The sequence below is a fragment of the Streptomyces sp. NBC_00690 genome (assembly GCF_036226685.1).
Lineage (GTDB): Bacteria > Actinomycetota > Actinomycetes > Streptomycetales > Streptomycetaceae > Streptomyces.
In genome coordinates this window covers 140,582-159,161 of record NZ_CP109009.1, presented here as the reverse complement: position 1 = coordinate 159,161, position 18,580 = coordinate 140,582, and the positions used below count along the sequence as shown (strand labels likewise).

Annotated in this window: 18 protein-coding genes and 3 pseudogenes; 9 read left to right on the top strand and 12 right to left on the bottom strand. The window is 67.8% G+C overall.

The genetic code is table 11. From position 1 onward, the window contains the following. Positions 1-23: 23 nt before the first annotated feature. Positions 24-572 (top strand): DUF4262 domain-containing protein, encoded by a 549-nt coding sequence (locus tag OID54_RS00745; RefSeq protein ID WP_329012319.1) that lies wholly within the window; start codon positions 24-26, stop codon positions 570-572. 39 nt (positions 573-611) lie between these two features. On the opposite strand, the gene OID54_RS00740 is transcribed toward OID54_RS00745, so the two are convergent. Both OID54_RS00740 and OID54_RS00735 read right to left on the bottom strand, forming a co-directional pair. After that, positions 612-1,466: a transposase gene (locus OID54_RS00740; protein ID WP_329012316.1), complete on the bottom strand. Its 855-nt coding sequence runs from the start codon at positions 1,464-1,466 to the stop codon at positions 612-614. A 200-nt stretch (positions 1,467-1,666) separates the two neighbouring features. Then, positions 1,667-1,885: a hypothetical protein gene (locus OID54_RS00735; protein ID WP_329012314.1), complete on the bottom strand. Its 219-nt coding sequence runs from the start codon at positions 1,883-1,885 to the stop codon at positions 1,667-1,669. 208 nt (positions 1,886-2,093) lie between these two features. Between OID54_RS00735 and OID54_RS00730 the strand changes: the two genes are divergently transcribed. After that, positions 2,094-2,348, top strand: coding sequence for a hypothetical protein (locus OID54_RS00730; RefSeq protein WP_329012312.1), 255 nt, complete (start codon positions 2,094-2,096; stop codon positions 2,346-2,348). Between the two features lie 312 nt (positions 2,349-2,660). Here the strand turns inward: OID54_RS00730 and OID54_RS00725 are convergent, their stop codons facing one another. Then, the gene (locus OID54_RS00725) at positions 2,661-3,563 is read right to left on the bottom strand and encodes a phosphatidylinositol-specific phospholipase C (protein WP_329012307.1); all 903 of its coding nucleotides are present in this window, start codon (positions 3,561-3,563) and stop codon (positions 2,661-2,663) included. A 119-nt stretch (positions 3,564-3,682) separates the two neighbouring features. After that, positions 3,683-4,459 (bottom strand): S1 family peptidase, encoded by a 777-nt coding sequence (locus OID54_RS00720; protein WP_329012304.1) that lies wholly within the window; start codon positions 4,457-4,459, stop codon positions 3,683-3,685. A 468-nt stretch (positions 4,460-4,927) separates the two neighbouring features. Here OID54_RS00720 and OID54_RS00715 point away from each other — a divergent pair, with 468 nt between their 5' ends. Then, positions 4,928-5,770 (top strand): hypothetical protein, encoded by an 843-nt coding sequence (locus OID54_RS00715; RefSeq protein WP_329012301.1) that lies wholly within the window; start codon positions 4,928-4,930, stop codon positions 5,768-5,770. A gap of 212 nt (positions 5,771-5,982) precedes the next feature. Here OID54_RS00715 and OID54_RS00710 read toward each other — a convergent pair. Then, positions 5,983-6,663: pseudogene (locus OID54_RS00710) on the bottom strand (nucleotidyl transferase AbiEii/AbiGii toxin family protein). Between the two features lie 416 nt (positions 6,664-7,079). Here OID54_RS00710 and OID54_RS00705 point away from each other — a divergent pair. Then, positions 7,080-7,544 carry an SMI1/KNR4 family protein gene (locus OID54_RS00705; RefSeq protein WP_329012298.1) on the top strand — a complete coding sequence of 155 codons (465 nt, stop codon included), beginning with the start codon at positions 7,080-7,082 and terminating at the stop codon, positions 7,542-7,544. 87 nt (positions 7,545-7,631) lie between these two features. On the opposite strand, the gene OID54_RS00700 is transcribed toward OID54_RS00705, so the two are convergent. Together OID54_RS00700 and OID54_RS00695 are read right to left on the bottom strand one after the other, a co-directional pair. Next, positions 7,632-8,963 carry a hypothetical protein gene (locus tag OID54_RS00700; RefSeq protein WP_329012295.1) on the bottom strand — a complete coding sequence of 444 codons (1,332 nt, stop codon included), beginning with the start codon at positions 8,961-8,963 and terminating at the stop codon, positions 7,632-7,634. A gap of 161 nt (positions 8,964-9,124) precedes the next feature. Then, positions 9,125-10,149 (bottom strand): annotated as a pseudogene (locus tag OID54_RS00695) (transposase); the annotation flags it as partial. A gap of 609 nt (positions 10,150-10,758) precedes the next feature. On the opposite strand from OID54_RS00695, the gene OID54_RS00690 reads away from it, so the two are divergent. Continuing rightward, positions 10,759-11,691, top strand: coding sequence for a hypothetical protein (locus tag OID54_RS00690; RefSeq protein WP_329012293.1), 933 nt, complete (start codon positions 10,759-10,761; stop codon positions 11,689-11,691). Between the two features lie 127 nt (positions 11,692-11,818). On the opposite strand, the gene OID54_RS00685 is transcribed toward OID54_RS00690, so the two are convergent. Beyond that, the gene (locus OID54_RS00685) at positions 11,819-12,871 is read right to left on the bottom strand and encodes an endonuclease/exonuclease/phosphatase family protein (protein ID WP_329012291.1); all 1,053 of its coding nucleotides are present in this window, start codon (positions 12,869-12,871) and stop codon (positions 11,819-11,821) included. A gap of 346 nt (positions 12,872-13,217) precedes the next feature. On the opposite strand from OID54_RS00685, the pseudogene OID54_RS00680 reads away from it, so the two are divergent. Then, positions 13,218-13,380: pseudogene (locus OID54_RS00680) on the top strand (IS5/IS1182 family transposase); the annotation flags it as partial. 380 nt (positions 13,381-13,760) lie between these two features. On the opposite strand, the gene OID54_RS00675 reads toward OID54_RS00680, so the two are convergent. Beyond that, positions 13,761-13,976, bottom strand: a complete 216-nt coding sequence (locus OID54_RS00675) for a hypothetical protein (RefSeq protein WP_329012288.1) — start codon at positions 13,974-13,976, stop codon at positions 13,761-13,763. Between the two features lie 138 nt (positions 13,977-14,114). Between OID54_RS00675 and OID54_RS00670 the strand changes: the two genes are divergently transcribed. Next, the gene (locus tag OID54_RS00670; protein WP_329012286.1) at positions 14,115-14,279 is read left to right on the top strand and encodes a hypothetical protein; all 165 of its coding nucleotides are present in this window, start codon (positions 14,115-14,117) and stop codon (positions 14,277-14,279) included. A gap of 66 nt (positions 14,280-14,345) precedes the next feature. On the opposite strand, the gene OID54_RS00665 is transcribed toward OID54_RS00670, so the two are convergent. Then, positions 14,346-14,705: a hypothetical protein gene (locus OID54_RS00665; protein ID WP_329012283.1), complete on the bottom strand. Its 360-nt coding sequence runs from the start codon at positions 14,703-14,705 to the stop codon at positions 14,346-14,348. A 146-nt stretch (positions 14,706-14,851) separates the two neighbouring features. Here OID54_RS00665 and OID54_RS00660 point away from each other — a divergent pair, with 146 nt between their 5' ends. After that, positions 14,852-15,355, top strand: coding sequence for a p23/wos2 family protein (locus tag OID54_RS00660; protein WP_329012280.1), 504 nt, complete (start codon positions 14,852-14,854; stop codon positions 15,353-15,355). 146 nt (positions 15,356-15,501) lie between these two features. Here the strand turns inward: OID54_RS00660 and OID54_RS00655 are convergent, their stop codons facing one another. Together OID54_RS00655 and OID54_RS00650 are read right to left on the bottom strand one after the other, a co-directional pair. Further along, a complete protein-coding gene (locus tag OID54_RS00655; RefSeq protein WP_329012277.1) occupies positions 15,502-15,717 on the bottom strand; it encodes a hypothetical protein in 216 nt (71 codons plus the stop codon). 699 nt (positions 15,718-16,416) lie between these two features. Continuing rightward, the gene (locus OID54_RS00650) at positions 16,417-17,496 is read right to left on the bottom strand and encodes a hypothetical protein (RefSeq protein ID WP_329012274.1); all 1,080 of its coding nucleotides are present in this window, start codon (positions 17,494-17,496) and stop codon (positions 16,417-16,419) included. A 602-nt stretch (positions 17,497-18,098) separates the two neighbouring features. Between OID54_RS00650 and OID54_RS00645 the strand changes: the two genes are divergently transcribed. Then, entirely contained in the window at positions 18,099-18,563 is a 465-nt protein-coding gene (locus OID54_RS00645; RefSeq protein ID WP_329012271.1) for an RICIN domain-containing protein, read from the top strand. Positions 18,564-18,580 lie beyond the last annotated feature (17 nt).

Sequence of the window (18,580 nt, the reverse complement as noted above, 5' to 3'; positions counted from 1 at the left end):
CACTCACCTCGTAGCCTCCGCGTATGACTGCCGATCCGTTACAGTGCCGCTGCGTCCTCTGCCATGACTACAGTGACCGAGACAAAGCGGACCGCATGGATCTGACGATCATCGAGAACGTGCAGCGGCACGGATGGCACGTCGTGATGGTTCCCGAGGACGACATCGGTCCTGGATTCGCCTACACGATCGGCCTCGCGCACGCTCACAACTCACCTGAGCTCGCCATGTTCGGACTCGATATCCATGTCATGCACCGCCTTCTCAACAGGCTGGGAGAGAAGTCCGCCGCGGGCGGTGTACTGGCCGACGGTCAAAGACATCCTGACGTTGTCGACGGTCACCAAGTCGTGCTCAGGCAGGTTGATCTGCGCTGGTACCGGACCTTCTTCGGACAGGCTATCGGGTTCTACCGGCGGCCTCCTTGCCCTGTGCTGCAAGTTGCGTGGCCCGACGCGCATGACCGATTTCACTGGGACGAACAGGCTGAGGTGAGGCATCGGGAGTCACAGCCTCAGTTGTGGCTGCCACCGAGTGAGCACCCTGTCGGGATCTGGACGACCGAACTCTGACCCCGTACCGCCAGCGACGGACAACACCGTCGCGAGAAGCTACTGGAGCAGGATCATTTTGCGGAGCAGTTCGAATCCGGCCCGACCGTAGAGCTGCCGCTTGATCTTCTTGATGCGGTTGACGGCGCCTTCGATGCTGCCGGAACTCCAGTCGAGTGTGAGCCCGGCTGTCACGGCGTCGAGATCTCGGTGCATGTGAAGTGCGAAGCCGGTGAGGCCGAGTAGCTGGCTGGCATCGACCGCGTCGATCCAGGTGGGAAGTGTGGAGCCGAGGCGGTCGGTGAGTATCTCGCCGAAGTCGCGGACATGTCCGGCCGCCGTGTCCAGTTCAGGGCAGCGGGCCAGGACTTCCTTCAGACCGGCCCGGTCCTCCTCGGTCAAGGTCGTGGGGTGACGGGTGAGCCACCCGGTCCCCTGCCGCACCGTCGGCGGCCGCGGCGGTGCGGCGGACGGAGCCCCACGCAAGGTGGCGATGTGCGCGCGGACCATGCCGTAAGTGACGGGAGCGTTCTCGGCAACCAGCTCGCTGTGCAGTCGGGTGACGCTGGTGCATCCTGCGGCGAATCGCCGCTCCAGGTAGGGCTTGTAGAGGTCCAGTCTGCTGGGCCGGGGCCGGTTGTCGCGGACGGTGTCCTGCCAGCGTGCGGCGTTCGCGTACCGGAGCACGGTGTTGAGGCCCCAGCCCAGGTGCCGGGCAATCGCCCGGCGTGAGTGGCCTTGGGCAAGCAGCTCGGGGACCAGGGCGTGTGCGGCCTTCTTCCGCTCGGCCCGACGGCCGACGGGATCCGAGGAGTAGGTCTGGCCGCGACAGATTGCGAAATCGTCCACGCCCAGCACTCGCGGCGTGCTGAACTGCGGATCGGGCAGTGCCATGACCCTGCGTAACAAGGTCATCCGGCCGGCTCCGAATTCCAAATGGGCGGCCTGCCGGGCGCCTGCCCGCCCAGCCAGCGCGAGCCCCACTCGCTTCAGGGCGTGGTTGAGCCGCGTGGTGAACCGCGCGTGCGGAGCGGCCAGCTTCGAGAACGGCTCGGCAAACGTCCGGCGTGGGCAGTGCGCCGACCCGCAGATGAAGCGCCGGACCATCAGCCGGATCACAAAGCCTGCTCAGCGAGTAGAAGGTCCTTCAACCTGAGCTGGTACCGGTCGTGGACTCGGTCCGAGAACCGGCCACAGTCCGGACATTCAGCGCCCGCAGTGCGGCCTCTCGCCACCACCTCGACCGTGCCGAACGCGGCTGTGACCGCCTCGACATCCACATCGTCGATCCCCTCGAACACCAGCGAGTCCCAGAACGGTCCATCGGTCTGCATGCCCAGCACCATCACCGCCCACAACCGACCGCAGCAGCGGCCAGCGGACACCTGAGGGAGCGTCAATTCTGACCATCGGACGATAGGGCGTACGCGGTTTCACGCGAACCTGTCTCCTCGCCAATAGTGGTCCCCGCGTGGCGGGGGTACCCGTGATATTCGTTCTGCTCTGGTATGCCGAGGGTGGTGTGGGCGTGGCAGGCGGGTCATGGGTCACGATCGGCTACCGCGTTATCGACGCCCAGGTCGAAGTCGAACTCGTCTGGCTCCTCGGCTGGCCCTGAACACATCGCGCGCACCGCAGACCAAGGGCTCCATCCCGGGCAGTACCGCTTCGTCGAAGCGGCCCCAGCAGCGCCGCGTCCCGCTCGGACTGGACGGATTCCTCGGCGTCGCCGAGTACGTCATCGTCACCGACGCCGACGAAACCCACTGCGTCGTGACCCGGATCCAGCTCTACTGAACCCGTGGAAAAGGGGGCTGAACCGGTGAGACAGTCGGGGGCGTCGAGCTCACCGTGGCGGAGGTTCGGCGACTCCTGGCAGCTTGTCGCCCCCGACTCCCACACCTGCGCGGACACCGGGGCCGCCACGCGATGAGCTGGTCGACCTGGCGCCGACAACACCAGGCAGGCGCACGCCACTGTCACTACCAACGGCGGCTCCACACGTTCGAGGGGCGGCCTCCGTGAGACCGCCCCCGATCGCCCCACAGGCCGCTGCAATCCGCCCGCCGAGCGAACCTTCAGGTCAGATAGCGAAATCCTGCTGGAGTACTAGATGAAATTCTTGTCGATCAGGAGCCGCAGGACCTCGGTGTCGTAGTCGGGGAAGTCCATGGGGACGATGCCGAAGTTGATGCGTTGGGTCTTGCGCTGATCCAGGTAGTAGCGGACCGTCGGGAAGATGTTGCTTGCGTTCGTGCTCGGCCAGACCCCGTTGGCGTAGCTGGTGTGGTTCACGTACATCTCGGCGGCGTTCTGGTTGAAGTAGGCGTGGTCGAACCACTCGATGATCTTGTCCCGCTTGAATTGGATGCCCTGGCCGTTCCCATCCCAGATGTCCTGCGTCCGGAAGAAGCTGTTCCAGCCGCTGGACCATTGAAGTACGGTCCACGGGTTGGCGAAGTCGGCGACCAGCACGATCTTGCCGCGAGCCTGCCCCAGGGTGGGCCAGGAGGGGTTGGTCCAGAACCGCGGACGGAAGTTCATCGACGGGTGGTCCAGGTAGAAGTTGAACCGGCGCCGGAACTCCGCCGCGCCGAGTGCTTGACCGCCTGCGTTCTCGTTCTTGACCCGCATGATGATGACCTCCCTCGGATTGTTGCGGAGGTGGTTGTCGCAGGCGTTGAGCACGTCCTGGTAGCGAATGTCCTGATACCAACTGCCGTGGTAGACACCCATTTCATTCGCGGTGCCCTGCAGGCCGTTCAGGCGGATATCGACAAAACGGATGCCTCTTTCGAGCTGGTCCCAGATACTCCAGTTATGACATTTGGCCCACATGGTGCCGTTGTTGGCGTTGTTAGAGCAGGTGTCGTGGGTACCGGGGATCGTCATCCTGGTCAGCGAGCGGCTGTCAGGCAGGCTGCTCATCCAATTCCGGCTGGACCAGCTCGCGGCGTTGGCCACGTTCGGCAGACCGAGCGCGGCAGCGCCTGCGGCAGCGCCGACTCCCAACCTCAGGACATTACGACGGGTAGGACTCATACGTACGCTCCAGGGTTCAAAGGGGATATCGGGGAGAGAGTGCCCCGCGGCACATTCTTTTCGTCCCGGCCCTTGGCCGGGGGTCTCCGTCAGGCGGTTGGCAGACCCAGTCCCGCAGCGACCGTGGAGGCCCGGGTGTAGACGGAGACGGGCAAGAAGTCGTCGCAGAACTTGTTGCCTGTGGACACGATGCCGATCAGCCTTCCGCCGGCAACCAGGGGGCCGCCTGAGTCCCCCTGGCAGATGCCGTCCTTGGTACCGACGCCGGGAACCGCGCACACTCGGGTCGCCGAGGTGTCCCCGGGCGCGATGTAGGGGCCGCAGCTTTTCAGGGGCGCCTGGGTGAGTACGGCCGATTTCAGCCGGGTGCCCGGGGTGTTGGTCGCGGTCTTGCCCCAACCCATGGTCTTCGCGGTCCTGCCCGCTGCGTAGAGGGCGGAGTCCTTGGAGCTCGCGATCGGCAGCGGGGCGTAGGGCATGGGTGCGGAGAGGCTGAGAACCGCCGCGTCAAATCCGAGCCAAGTCGCATCGTACTTCGGGTGGATCTTGACCGATTTCACGGACCGGACCGTCCCCTTGGCGCTCTTCAGCTCGGTGCGCCCGCCGACGACCACCAGGTCAAGGGGTGCGGCCGGGTCGATGCAGTGCGCGGCGGTGAGCACCTTGGTGGGAGCCACCAGGGTGCCGCCACAGAGCTGCTCACCTGACGGAGTCAGCAGAAGCATGGAGTACGGGTGGGCCACCACGGTCGTGTTCTGCCCGCCCTGGATGGCGGTGGCCGGTGTTGTGGTGACCGTCAGAGCGGTCGCCGCGAGAACCGAGGCGGCGAACGCGGCTGCTCCAGTACGCCTGTTGAGCGTGAACATCGGTTGATCCCCCATGGGCATCGGCGGACGGCCGGGGTGCCGCGCGTCCTTGCCACGGAGCATGATGGTGAGATCGGAGCCGGGGTTGCCTCACCCGGGTAGCGAATTCCACCAGCGCTCGTCCCCGGTCGCATCCCGCCCTTCCCGGAGCGCTGCTCGCCGCCCATGTGTCGGTCGGTCAGCGCGCATGGCGGGAGTGGGACGAGGGTGAGCCGGTGCCTGATACACCCAGTGCCACGGTGGTGCTCCAGATGGTGATCTGCCCCAAGTGGGTTTGGACGCACGTGAATCTCGGGAGCGCGGGCGTTCTACCGTGGGAGGGGCATCGTCCTGTATCCCACTGGCGAGGAGTTTCAGGTTGTGAACGTCGAGATCCCTGCGCTCATACGTGGCACCTCCACCGAGCTCGGGGCTGGTGTCCCCTATGCACTGAAGGTTCTGGCTGGCCAGTTAGCCGAGGATCCGGCTATGGGTGAGCCTTCGGGACTGCCCGGTGTCCTCACGGTGATGATCGACGGAGATACGTTCGAGGACTGCCCGGCTCTGGCCGTTGGGTATCTCCGTGAACCGGACCGTATCGAGATCCGGTACGTGAACCCGGTCATCCCCCCGGCTGCCCCGCCCGCCGCGAGTGAGGAGCCGGGCCAGAGGCGGGCGGAGGGGCGGCCTGTCGGCGCTGACGTCGAGGCCGTCACCGTACGCGAGATCGCCGACGCCTGGCATCGCGTCACCCACTGGCTCCAGCACAACGCCCCCGACTCCTACGCCGCGCTCTGCCCCGGCGCCGGGGCAGAGGCCATCGCCTCCTTGGAACGGACCCTCGGCTTTCGAGTGCCTGTCGGGCTGCGTGCCCTGTGGCTGCTGACAGCCGGCGACGAGGGGGGCAACGGCTGGGGCTGTCTGCCGGGCAACATGGCCCTGATGAATCTGGACGCGGTGGCCGCCGTCCACCGGCTGAAGACAGACGACCAGGCCCATCACGACACCCTCAACGCCGATCGTTCCCCAGACGAGCGGATCACCGTGTGGAAGGCCGTCTGGATTCCCTTCGTCGCCCTGGGCCCGTCCGACAGTACTTCGGGCCTGTATCTGGACGCCGAGACCGGCTGTCTGGGTCAGTGGTCCCGCTACGGCGCGGGACCGGAGAAGGAACTGGACACCCTGGTCACCTATCTGGAGGAAGCCGCCGACATGCTGGAGGCGCCGAATCTGGCCACGCGGGACAAGCCCGGCCTGATCGACGGGGCGCTGGTGTGGCTCAGCAGCATCGACCCCGCCGGGGAAGACCGGTGGCGGCCCCTGACCGGCTGACCACACCCGGGGAAAGGGGAGTCGGCCCCTGCGGGCCGGCTCCCCTCCTGCTTCATCTGCTGGAGCTCAAGGCCATGTCAACGCTATGACGTGCACACAGCCAGCGCACCAAACCCCACGAACCGACGGAGAGGTCAACAACCACTCGTTTCGCCGCAAAGGTAAAGATCAGATCAACCAGTACACCTAGCAGCTTGTGCCTGCGTCGTTGGTTAACCGTCGTAGCTGTTGCGATGGAGGCGGGAGTCGAGGTCGGCGGCCCAGGTGAGGGCCCATGTACGAAGGTCGGTGGTCTCTTCGGAGGTGAGGCCGTAGGCGGTGAACTCTTCATCCTCATACCGTTCGGCGCCGTTGAGTCTGTCGCGCAGGTCGTGGAGGTCGTGGAGGTCGAACTCGATTCGTGCGTGGCGGCGGTCGAGGGCTTTAAGGCCGGCGGTGGTGCGGTGCCGGGAGGCCACGTGGACGTCGATGAGGTCGCGTACCGCGCCGCGGTCAAACAGTGCGCGGACTTTGGTGCTGATGACGTCGGCGAGGGAGAGCACCGGGCCGATCTTGGTGGAGGTCGGGGGCGCCTAGGATGTCTCTCTTGAGGATGTCGACCTCGCACTCCGCCGCCTGTGGCCGGATCCGTGGCTACGCGGCGTCCCGAAAGCGGGTCCGCGGCGATGAGGCGGACGTGCCAACCTCGGCCGCTGAGACCCTCGGCGACGGTGCTCGTACTGTCGGCCATGGACGCGGGGTTCTCGGTCGCGACGTCAAGGTTTTGGCTGAGCCGCTCGACCAAGCCGTGAGCCTGGACGGCGTGGCCGCCGGTGACCACGAACGAGCGGGTAGGAGGTGCCGATGGCGAGCACGTCGGCGAGGAGCCGGCGGTGCAGGGCGCCGAGGTTCACGCGGCGGTCGCGGTGCCAGGCCAGTTCGGTGAAGGCGCCTTCACAGACGTCGCGGACCGTGTGGCTGATCAGAGTGCGCAGTACGACCTCGTAGCAGCGGGGGCGGGGGACCGGGAAGGGTGTTGTCATGCGGGGCAGGCGGCAGATAGTGCGTCGCGGCCACCCGTCTGCCACCTCGCCCACCGGTTGCCCACCGCCCTGTCCGGCACGCTGAACAAAGCGACCTCCACCCGGCCCCGGCCCTCCACCAGCGCGGACACCGCCAGCAACCGCACAGCCTCCCGCGCGTCCGGCGACCAGGTCTGCGCATCCCCCACCAGATCACTCACACACCGTCAACAAACCTGCACCCAAAGCGTTTCGGATCAATGGGGGCACCCCACTCAGCATCTCTGCCTGCCCCTACCATGAGACATATGAGCAACGATGTAGGCGCGGCCTGGGATCGTGTTGAGTCCTGGCTGAGACTCCACCTGCCTGCCTGCCTGCCTGCTGGCGCAGTGCCCCCCGGCGCGTCGGACGAGCTGATTGCCGAGGCAGAGACCAGGCTCGGGTTCGACCTCCCCGCCGACTTGCGTAGGTTGTGGCGGCGGTGTGGCGGGCCTGTTGGACCGTTGACGCCCGAGGGTGAAGTGCTGCTCGGAGTGCGCCAGGCCCTGGACGCCTACGACCTGTTGAATCACCCGGACGTCTGGGAGACGACGTGGATTCCGTTTACCGCCGATGAGCCCGACGACCCGTTCGCCGGGACGTTCATCGACGCCGTGACGGGGCTGACCGGGTCGTGGAACCGGCAGGACTTCTCCCACCTCTACGACGATGGCAGCACCCTGACCGGGTATCTGACCGAGGCGGCTGAGGAGCAGTCGGCAGTGGACTGATGGTGGGGTCAAGGAGCCCCGCCTGTTGAAGGAGTCGATCCTGCAACAGGCGGGGCGACCCCTATCGGGTTGCCACTTCCGGCGGTGTCAGCGGCGCGGCGGGCTGAGCTTTACCGCCGACGGGCTGGGCACGGGGAAGCCGTTGGCCCACGCATCGCAGATGACCGTCGCCGCGAGGAAGTTACATCCGGCGGCGGTCAGGCCCGTCGAGACGTAGTAGCCGTCGGCGTCCAACAGTCGATTCGCGGCCGAGAACCCGCTGAACAGACGCATTGCCCCCGAATTGACCTCCAGCGACATTGACGACTGCCCGCACTTGACCGTCGTCCAATCGGGTTCGGGGTATCGCCCGTCGTCACGGAGGCGCAGTTTGCCGGCGGAGGTCTCGGCCTCGTAGGTCTGCACACACTCCTCACCATGGCTGACGAGGAACGGGTTGGGGTTGCCGTTGGGTGTCTTGGGCATTCCACCCGACTGGTATGTGGCGTTGAAGGCGTACTCGTCACATGAGCGCTTGTCCTTCGGTGTGGGATTGGTTGGCTTGGGCGTCAACAGATAGTCGAATTGAGCGGTCTTGTCGTGCGCGACGAAGCCCGTCGCGCGCGATCGACCGCAGACCACACTGCGGTTCTGCTGGTCGCTCCGGTCGAAGCGGTTGCGCTGCGGCTTGCCCTTCTTGGTCATCGGCAGGTAGTGCAGCGGATTGCTGAAGTCATGGCCTACGGCTCCCGGCAGCTTGGAGGTTAGGAGCGTGGCATGTACGGCCGCGGCCGGGTAGGTGGCCGGATCGATGACCCAGCCGGGGTTGAAGGCCGGGAACACGCACCCGGGCGGCATATTGTTGATCAACGCCACGTCACAGCGGGCTGAGAACGTCCCATTCCCAAACTTGACGGCTTGCCGCTTGACACCGTTCAAGCTGGTATCGATCTGCATGTAGAAGTCGATCGGGAAGGAGCGCTGCCGGTCCTGATCGTGCGGGCCCTTGGTCTCGAAGTTGTCAAGGGCACTGTTCCACGTCACCATCGCGGTACCGGTCTGGTCGTGCGGGTCGGTGGGGTAGGAGCCGTTCCAGGTCATAGGCCCGTCCCAGTTGTGCGCGGGGGTGCTGGTGCACCCGAAGTCACAGGTGGGTTCGAACTTCACCTTGATGCTGCCCACGATCGGCGGTTCGGCTGGCAGCAGCGGCTGCGGAATCCACTTCGACCAGAACTTGATGTCCTTGGACTTGGTGTCGGTCAGCACCTGCGCCTGGATGTCGAAGACCGCCACACCCTTGAGCTGAGGCGGTTGGTTGGGGGAGATCTCGATGGCACGGTAGGTGTACCGGTAGCCTAGGCAGGCATGGGTGCGGGTGGAGGTGCCGTCGGCAGACGGTCCCGTCGTCGAGCAATACGGGACGATCGGCAGGGGTGTCATAGCCCGGGTGTCACTGCTGGGCACTTTGCCAGACTCGGGTGCCTTGGAGCCGGGCTTGCGCACTTCCCGCAGTTCGACCGTCGAGCAGATCCGAGTGCTACCGGAATCCTCGCACTGCTCCTTGCCCTTGCCGACAGTGTGATCCCGCCGCCATCTCCACGGGCGACGCCGGTCTTGGAGGACCATAGCCAGACCGGCGGTGCTTCCCGTTCCTTGGAAAGATGCTCAACCCTCAACCGGACCAAGGTGCCGTCGACGACGGGGAGTTCCCCGTCGTGCTCCAGCCAGGCCGAGCGGTGGGTCAAGCTCGGGTGGACCCTGTCCCTCGCTTGGGCTTCGGCTTTGCCGTAGTTGGTGGTGTCGGTGACGGTGGTGATCGCCGCCTCGGGCCAGGTCTCGGGTTTGGCGAAGCGGAACTCCTTGCCGTGCTTCGGCGGTCGCCCGCTCTGGGGGGGGGGTAGGCCAGGGCGTACTCCTTGAGCGATGGCTTCGGTAGCCGCATCACCCGGTCACTGCGGATCCGTCCGACCAGTTCGACAGGAAGATCCCGCAGGACCCAGGCCAGGCGGGTGACGTCGTAACCCGCGTCCATGACGATCGTGGTGTCCGGGTCGCCGGGCGCCCACTGGCCGGCTGAGATGAGCTGCTCGGCCACGGCGTGGAGTTGGGTGGCGGTGACGGGGGTCGCATCGTCTTCGGGTCCGAGCCGGACCACGTCCAGGATCGACGTCCACGAGGTGGCTCCCGGTTCGAGGATGGCGACGAAGGAGTACGGCCAGCCCGGGATGAACTGGGAGGCGGACTTCGCTCGGCCGTAGACGTGGCAGAACAGCCGGTCTGCCGAGCACGGCGCGTCCGAGCGCAACCACGGCGACACGTCGACCGCCAGCACCAGGCGCCCGCCCTCGAACTGGGGCAACGGCAGCCCGGCGAGCAGGGTCCGCAGCCTCTCGACGTCGATCCGGCCCCGGTTGAGAGCTCCGTACAACGCGCCGTGCCCACGCCGGTGCTCAGGCACCATCGTCAGGTCCACCGGCGAGGTGACCGGCCCGTCGACGCACAACAGCGCGTCGGCCAGTTCGAACATTTCGTCACGCCGGGCGGTCAGACACTCGTAGAACTCTGCTCGGAAGCGTGATGCTTCCGCGAACGCTTCCCGCCGGACATCCGGGCACACCACACTCATGACAACGGCCTTCGACTGGTTCTCCTCGTGACGGAGCACAGGATCAGACGAAGGCCGCCCTCATGTCCGGCGAATGCCCAGGTGAGTGACCTGCGTTCGGGACACCGTTCGATGCCAAAAGAAAAGAGAACAAGCTGAGTAGGTGTTTCTCTTCCTCAGCACGTCGAAGCGTCCGTTGACCTGCGGGTTTCGTCTGACATGGGGTGTTGAGGCGGCCGTGAACGTTCCCTGGCCCCGACGGAGGCGGGGCCAGGGACGGGGCCCTTCGTATCGACCGCCATGGCCATGCCGAACCAGGCGGGCATCGTCCGAACCATGGTTACGGTCAGCCAGCGCCACTGGTACTACGCTGCTTCGTCGCACGCCGACGTCCGCATCGAGGACGGAACGCGCATCGAGCGTCTGGAGCCGAGGTGGAGTGGGCCCGGGCCCTGGAGCGGTGGAACGTGGGCCACTCTGTTTGGTATCACCGCTGACCGTCCTGGGGCGCGCGGGCGGGTCGGTTGAGTAGCGGGCCGGGTCCGGCTGGGTGCGAGTGCTCAGGGCGGGGCGCCGAACTCCTCGTACCGTCGGGGGTGGTAGTCGAGCGGACCGGACGGTGGGGAGCCCATGAACGCACTCATGCAGCAAGCGAGCGGTGGTTCCTGCGCGTCGGAGGAGTGGCCGATGCTCTACCTGGGCGTGGTAGCCGTCCTCGCGGGGTGCGGGTTCCTGGTCAACCTGATCGCGCTCTGGGTGTGCGTCAACGTCGAACAGCCGGTCAGGACGTGGGCGGTGGCGATGGTCCTGCTGCCGTGGATCGGCCTGGTCGTGGCGTTGGTGGCGTCCGTGGGGCTCGGCCTCGACGCGGCGGACCGGGGCGGGTCACCCTGGTGGTTCTTGCTCGCGGGGGCCGGGGCGCACCTGGGGGCGCTGGTCGTGGTGGCCCTTCTGGCCTGGTCCGCCACGCGGAGGGCCTACCGTGATGGCGTCCCGGCGCCGGACACGGCCGCGCCCGGCGCGCGGACCGGTGGGACACGTGCCCCCTCGGAACCGGCGCGGTCGCGGCCCTCCGCCGTCCCCGTCGACTCGTCCCGCTCGCACGAGGAGTGGCGGGCCCGGGTGATCCGCAGGCCGGACGACGTGGGATACGGGGTCCTGCTGCCGTGGCTGGCCGAGAAGTACTTCGCGCACTACCACCGCCTGGTGGACCGGCACCTGCCCTCCGGCTGCCACCCCGGAGAGAGCGCCACCGCGGACGACGCGCTCGCGGTCCTCGCCCTGGGTGAGAGCATTCACCGCATGCTCTTCCGGGACCGCTCCTGGTTCGTGCACGACGCTATGAGGTGGGGTGCCACCTGGAACGAGGTGGCGGCCGCGCTGGACGTGACGACGGGCCGGGCCCGGTCCGTCCTCCGGTCCTACGCAGAGACGCAGCGGAAGCTGTACGAGGAGACTGAGAGGACGGGTGACCGGCCCTTGGGCTACTCCGCCGAGAAGTACCGCTCCGCGCTGGCGCTGATCAGGCTCGCCGACGACGCCCGGTCGCCGTCCGCCGCGTAGCGGGACGGACGGACTCAGTCCAGGTCGGGGATGAACAGGCGGGAACGCTGTGTGTCGCGCTCCGCGGGCCTGCGGGTTTCGTCTGACACGGGCTGTTGAGGCGGCTCCCTTTTGAAGCCCTGATCGATCACATGGTCGGTCGTGGCTCCGGAGCAGGCGAGGTTGAAGCGCTGTTCCCTGGGGATGTCGTCGACGTCGGCCCCGGGGATCTCGGCGATGTCGGAGCGGTGGCAGCCGTTCCCGGGAGCGTCGGCCGCGGTGTTCCCGTACGAGGGCAGCGGGCAGGGGTCGATTTCGGCCTGGGCCCGGAGGCCGCGGCCGGGGCGGGCGGGACCGAGCAGGCGCCTGGGGTCACGCTGGTCGTCGAGAAGGCGACCGGATAGTGATCGCTGCCCCCTTGGTTGAGGCGGGTGGCCTTGTACGCGGTCGTGGCGCCCTGGGCGAACATGTAGTCGAGTTGGGCGCTGCTGATCACCGCGCCGCGCTTCGACCTATAGGTGACCAAAGTCTGGTGGATGATCTGCTCGCCGGGGTCCAGGGCGAGATTGTCCTTCAGCGGCTTCTCGTTCGGGCTCGTATTCGCCTTGCTGACGGGGAGGCGGTTGAAGTCCCCGAGGGCCGCCCAGTTGTTCTTGTGGGGGTCGGTGGCGCTCTCCTGCGCCAGGCTGATGTCCTCGATCAGCAGGTCGGCGTTGTTGTCCCTGCGGGGTGCCTCGGTGGTGGCGTGGATCGAGTAGAACCAGGCGTCGACATACTTCACGCCCAGGGCGAGGAACGGCAGCTTGTTCTTGCGGTCCTTCCGGGGCACCACCACACGGAGGTCCCCCGCGGCCATCTGCCGCCGGGAGATAACCGCGATCGACCGGTCTTTGCTTTGGCGGTACTGAGAGCTTGGGTCGCTGTGCTTGATGCGGTAGAGGTAGAGGGTGGTCCCGTTCACGGTCCAGGCGGACTGATCGACCGTGGAGGTGGTCGGGTTCGCTCCGGGCGGGCTGTGGGGGTTGATGCGGTTCACGATGATGGGGGTCCCCGGGGTGCCGGGAAGAACATCGTCCCGCACTTCCTGCAACGCCATCAGGGCCAGGTTCTTCTGAGTGACGATGGCGCGGGCCGCATCCAGATTGGCGCCCTTGGCGTGGGTGTTCCAGGTGGCCACGGCGTGGTCCGAGACGGCGGCCACCGCTGTCGTAGCCGGTAGGAAAAGGACTTGGAGTAGTCCCACGAGGAGGCTCAGGGAGAGGAGTTCGGCGACCCGCGCCGCGCAACATCCTTCCTCTCACCCCTGGGCGGTGAACGGTCCGTACTGAGGGTCTTGCCATGGCATCACAACCTTGTTCCGCATCCGGGCAGGGGCCAGCGCCGCGAGGTTGACACCGGTGTCATGGTCATGTCGGAGCGGACTCCCGCCCCGCATCGTGGAAAACCACGGTTTTCGCGGGGCGGGTGGTGAAGTGTGCGTCTAGTGGTACGAAACCCGGACCGGGTCCGGCCGACAGTGGGGTATCTACGGGCCCTCCGAGCGCGATCCCGAGCGGCGGGTGCTGGGCGACAAGGCGTATTCAAGCCGGGCGATCCGTCACTTGCGGTGCCGGGGCATCGCAGCCACGATCCCCGAGCGTCGTGACCCGGAGTCAACGCCTGCGCCGAGGCCGGGGCGGTCGGCCACCTGCCTTCGACAAGGAGAACTATCTGGGCGAGTGGCCAGAACGTCCTCAGGGACAGAGCTTCGCGAAGGGACGGGCCGTCCTCGTCATTGCCAAGCCGACCAAGCTGGCGTGCCGGGCGCGGTGTTCTCGATCCATAGGAGGGCCCAGGCACTCCGTCGTTGAAGCCGTCGGAGGTTTCCTCGCGGCGTTCGGCGGCCCGTATGCGGTCGGCGAGGGCTCGTAGGTCTTCTGCCAGAGCCTGCTGCTCGGCGTGGATGAGGGCGGCGGCCGCCTGAGATAGGCCCGGGACCGTCGCCGGTTCCCACGCGGACCACTCCCGTGGCTCCTTCTGGGACAGGAGGGTTCCGAGCCAGGGGCCACGCCAACGGGCCGGATTGCGGGGGTCCGGACCTGCTGTCTCGCTCACCGCCGGGTGTCCAGTCCGCTGGTGCGGGCGATGCCATCCAGCGTCGCGTCCTCGGCTTCCCGCTGCGCCCACCAGGTGTTGAGTTTGGTTCGGACGGCGGTGAGTTGTTTGGGGTTGTTGGCGATGTCGGCTTGGACCATGGCTCCGCTGAACGTCCCGTTCCGGCCGGGCACGTCGATGTAGTAGTGGTCGGCGCGGCCGGTGGCGAGCATGGTGATGACGACGCGGGCGCGCCGGGATCGAACGGGACTGGGTCCGGCGCACCGCAGGCCGCTGGAGCGAGGCCCGCCGAGTAATCGTGACCCACGACCAGATCCACCGGTACGAGCTGCCACCGGCCGAGGGAAAGCATGGTGACCCGCGCTGGCCCGGCTTCGCTCGCTGCCACGCCTTCGACCCGCCTGGTGCAGTGGGAGGTGGAGGCACTGGAGCCGGCTGAACTCCGGTGCCTGGTCCTCGCTGCCGTCACCCCGTACATCGACATCCGCCAAGACTCAGGCGCATGGTGGATCTGAGGTCGATTGCTCTGGGTGGTCGTCCCTAACCACGCCCCCGTGCGCGGAGAGCCGACCCGAAAGCGGTCAGGGGCCGGTGAGGATGTCGTGTCCGCCGATGCGTTTCCAGACGATGTGCTGCTTACCGGGGACTATCGGTGGGCCGTATGCCCAGGTGGCGCGTCCTGCTGGGCCGGTGCCCATGGACCAGGAGAGCCCGCACACGCCCGGCGCGGTCCCCCCGGCAGGCGCGCCGCCCGCAGCAGCCTGGACCTCACCGTGGTCCGGGGGCTGGCTGCTGAGCGGATTCGGTGGTGGATCCGAACTGTCCGCGTGCTTGTGGTTGGTCTGCTGAGGTCGGATCCGCGGGGATTGGAGTGCGTTGTCCAGGGCGTCGCGGACGGTCCCGTCGAAGGGAGCAGGCTCAGAGTGTCCATAGCGTGGCACGGCGGTGCCTTGTGACTAGTTGAGGTGGTTGTCATCTGCTTGCGGTAACTGTCATGCGGAGACCGGGGGTTTGCGAAGATCACCGCATGGCCAGGTTTCATCTGGCCGGCGCACGCGCCCGGCAACTGCGAGAGACGAGAGCGACGATGACTGAGGCCAGTACCCCCCGCCACCCCGAGGTCCTGTGGGCCCAGCGCAGCAGCGATACGCGTCCTGAGATGAACGTAGTGTTCCTGACCGTCAATGTCCCGGACGTACAGGAGGACACCCTCAAGGTGGAGCTGACCGGGACCACGCTGACGTTCAGCGCCACCGCTGGGGATCCCGGCAAGAACATCGCCGTGAGCGACTACGCGTTCTCTCTGGAGTTCCACGACCGCATCGTGCCGGACCTGTCGACGAGGAAGATATCCAGCCGCAGCGTCTACTTCGTCCTGCGGAAGGCGGAGGAGCGGCTGGAGTACTGGCCTCGGCTGCAGAAGAACAAGGAGAGCAACTCGTACATCAAGACTGACTTTTCGAAGTGGGTGGACCAGGGCAAGGTCGAGGGCGAGGGCACGGACGATGACATGGACCCCATGGCCGGCATCGGGCTGGCGGGTGAGGGCATACCGCCGTTGGGCGGGACCGGGGGCCCGGACCACCTCTGAGGCGCCGGACCGCCTGACCCGCGCTCTCCACGCGATGCCGTGCTGTGGTGCCACCGGCAACGGGTGAGTCCACAGCGCGGGATCGCACATAGGTCGCAGGCCGTCCGGCATCTCAGGCAGCGGGAACGAGTACCGGCCGAGCAGGTTCACGTGGTGGCGGACGACTGGTCTTCCACGTCGTCGTCGCCGCCCTCGTCGAGTTCATCCGCGGGCAGATTGTCTCCGGCACCCGCGTGGGCCTGGCCGCCGCGCGCCTGCGGCAACGTCCAGCGGCCAGGCCCAGCGTCGTCAACGCGGACATCATCCGGGGCCGCCCGCGTCATGCTCCCCAATCCCGAGCACACGATCACCTCGATCGCCACGTTTCTCGGCGTCAGCCCCGGCACCCTCTACAACCACATCCCCGACCTGTGCGAATTGCGGAGACCAGTCGCATCCTCGCCCAACTCGAAGCAGGCACGCGGTAGTCCCTGCCCGCCTCAAGATCACTCTCGGCGCTGACCGCTGCCCCGCAACTACTCAAGGGCGAAGGCGGTGGTCACCCGTTTCGTGGCCTTCACCGCGCCGGCCCGGGGGTAGGACCCTTCGCGGCGGGGCCGAGGGCGGTCCGCGCGAGGTGAAGGGGACCGGCATGGCTGAGGGACCCGACCGCGTCCCCGGCCGTCACCGCGCTCCAGGACACCTTCTGGTCGGGGCGCGCTGCCCGCGTCCACGTCATCCTCGACGGGCGCACCACAGCCGGTGGCCTCGGAGCTCAGGTCCGCGACCTGTTCGTCACGGTGATCCTGCCCCGGTTCACCGCCGACACCTGGCGCAGGCTCGCCCCCGCAGCAGAGCACGTACCAGGGCCGATTCCACGTCATCCAGCACGACGGCGCTCACGAGACGCAGGCGATCGTCATGACCGATGCCGACGTCGTCAACTGGCTCACCGACCCCACGGACCACCAGAACTGACACCCGGCCGGACATGCCACCGGGCCCCTGGGGCATCACGCCCCGGGGCCCGGTGTCAGGTGTCATCTGTGGACTCGGCGTGATGATTGTCCCCGCGCGGTGTGTCAGTAGGTGATGATCACGGCTCCGTTGCCGCCGTTCTTCCCGGCGGTCCCGTCTCCACCGTCGTCGCCGTCCGCACCTTCCGCGCCGGAGACGTCGGCTCCCCGGCCGCCGTCGCCACCGGCCCCGCTGTTACCGCCGTCGCCCCCGCGGCCGTAGCCGTGATTGTCGGGGGTCCGGCCACCCGTGCCGCCTGCTCCGCCCTTGCCGCCGAGCTCGCCGATACCGGCTTCGGCGTCGCCGGCCTTGCCGGCGGAACCCGCACCGCCGCTCTTGCCGTGGGCGACATGTGCCTTCCCGGGAAGGGGAGGAGTGCCCGTGCAGGACAGGTCCAGTCCGGCGTAGCCGGCTCCACCGCCGGAGCCGCTCACACTTCCGCCGGCTCCGTGGCCTCCGCCGATCCCGAGGGCTTTGCCCCCGCCGCCCCACTCGCCCCCGCCCGCGGCGCCCACCGCGCCCTCGGCCCCGGACCCGCCCGATGCGATGGACCTGGGGGAGAGGACGGGCCCGGTTCCGGGGCCCACGGTGGGACCGCCCCCGGCGAGATCGACGACGGTGTCCCCGCCTGTGCCACCGTCAGCGGTGCGGGTCTTGGCGTCGGTGCCGCTGTTGCCGCCGCTTCCGGAGAGCAGACCGTATTCGCCGCCCTTACCGCCCGGGGTGCCGGCAGTGCCCGCGGTACCGGCACCGCCCTTGCCGACGGCGATCCGCAGCGGCATGCCGGGGTGAACCGGAACGGTGCAGGTGATGTGGACACCGGCGCCACCGCCTCCACCGGCAGCGCCGCTGCCTCCGCCTCCACCGGTACCACCGTGGCCCAGGCCGGTGGCGTCCTGGCCGCCGGCTCCGCCGCCACCGCCGCCGCCCGCGCCGCCGGTGCCTCCGGATCCGCCGCCACCGGCACCCCACAGGTCGATAGTCAGGGTGGAGACGCCGTTGGGCACCGTCCACTGCTGGACACTTCCCGGCGTGGTGAAGGTGGCGGTGCCATGTTGCGGAGCGGCCTGGGCGCCCGGTCCCAGCGCCAGTGAGGCGGCGAACGGGACGACGGCAGCGACCAGGACCAGCTTGCGGTTGAGCATGAGACTCCTTCTCAGTCGATCAACCCGGGGACCCTATGCACCAGCGCGATCACGGAACGCGGCGAACGGGTACAAGCAGGTCACATCCCGCGGATAAACCACCCGCAGGCAGGACAGCCGCCCCTGCGGCATGGACGGCTTGTGCGCCACACACTGCCGGGCGTCACCGGCCCGGAACCGATCCGCGAAGACCTTGGCTGGGTGGAGTGGCGGGGCACAGGCGCGCACCACTGGAACGCTGCCTGACCGTCCGTGCGCGCTGCGGCCCATGGCGGTAGGGCGGGATTCTCCGTCCGCGGGCTCGGGCCGCCAGCGCGCCGCCGCCCGGTATGGCCTCCGTTCCGACTCCGGTTCGCCCGTGCGGGCGGCTTGGACCGGCCAACGGACCGGCTCCACCGGGGTGGTGAGGAAACGGAATAGCACCCCCGCACTGCGGCTGCGTTCCCGCCGCCGGCGTGGGCGGGTGGCCGGATTGGTGTTCTGGGCAGCATCCGGGCGGGGTCCCTACCGTGTGGCGGGCATCGTCTGCGTCTGGCCCGGGCGGGGACCGGGGACTGTCCCGCCTCCGGTGGGCGGGACCGTAGGGAAGTTGGGGAGAGTACATGGCACAGTTCCGCGACAGCAACGAGACGCACCAGGCCCCGGACGGCGAGCTGTACATCGCGCTGGCGTCCCGGCCCAGGCTGGTGTGGGACATGCCGTGCACGTCCACCGCACCCGGCACCGCCCCGATCATCCATACCCGCAACAACGGCGCGCACCAGCGGTGGCGCTTCGAAGTCGACCATCACGGAACCAAGTACACGTTCTTCCGCATCTTCAACGTCCGCAGCGGCCTGGCCCTGGCCGTCCAGCCGGACGGCACGATCGCCCAGCAGCCCCGCGCGGAGTACCAGCAGCCGCAGGGCGCCGGCAGTTGTGGGCCATGGGCTTCCCCGGTTTCGCCGGCAGCACCTTCGGCCCGGCCAGGCCCGCCCAGCCGCACCCCACCGGCTCGACCGGCACCCGCCTGCGCATCCTCGAACATGAACCCGTCGACGCCATCCCCGCCGCATCCGGCACCCTGATAGCCCTCAGCCCGTCG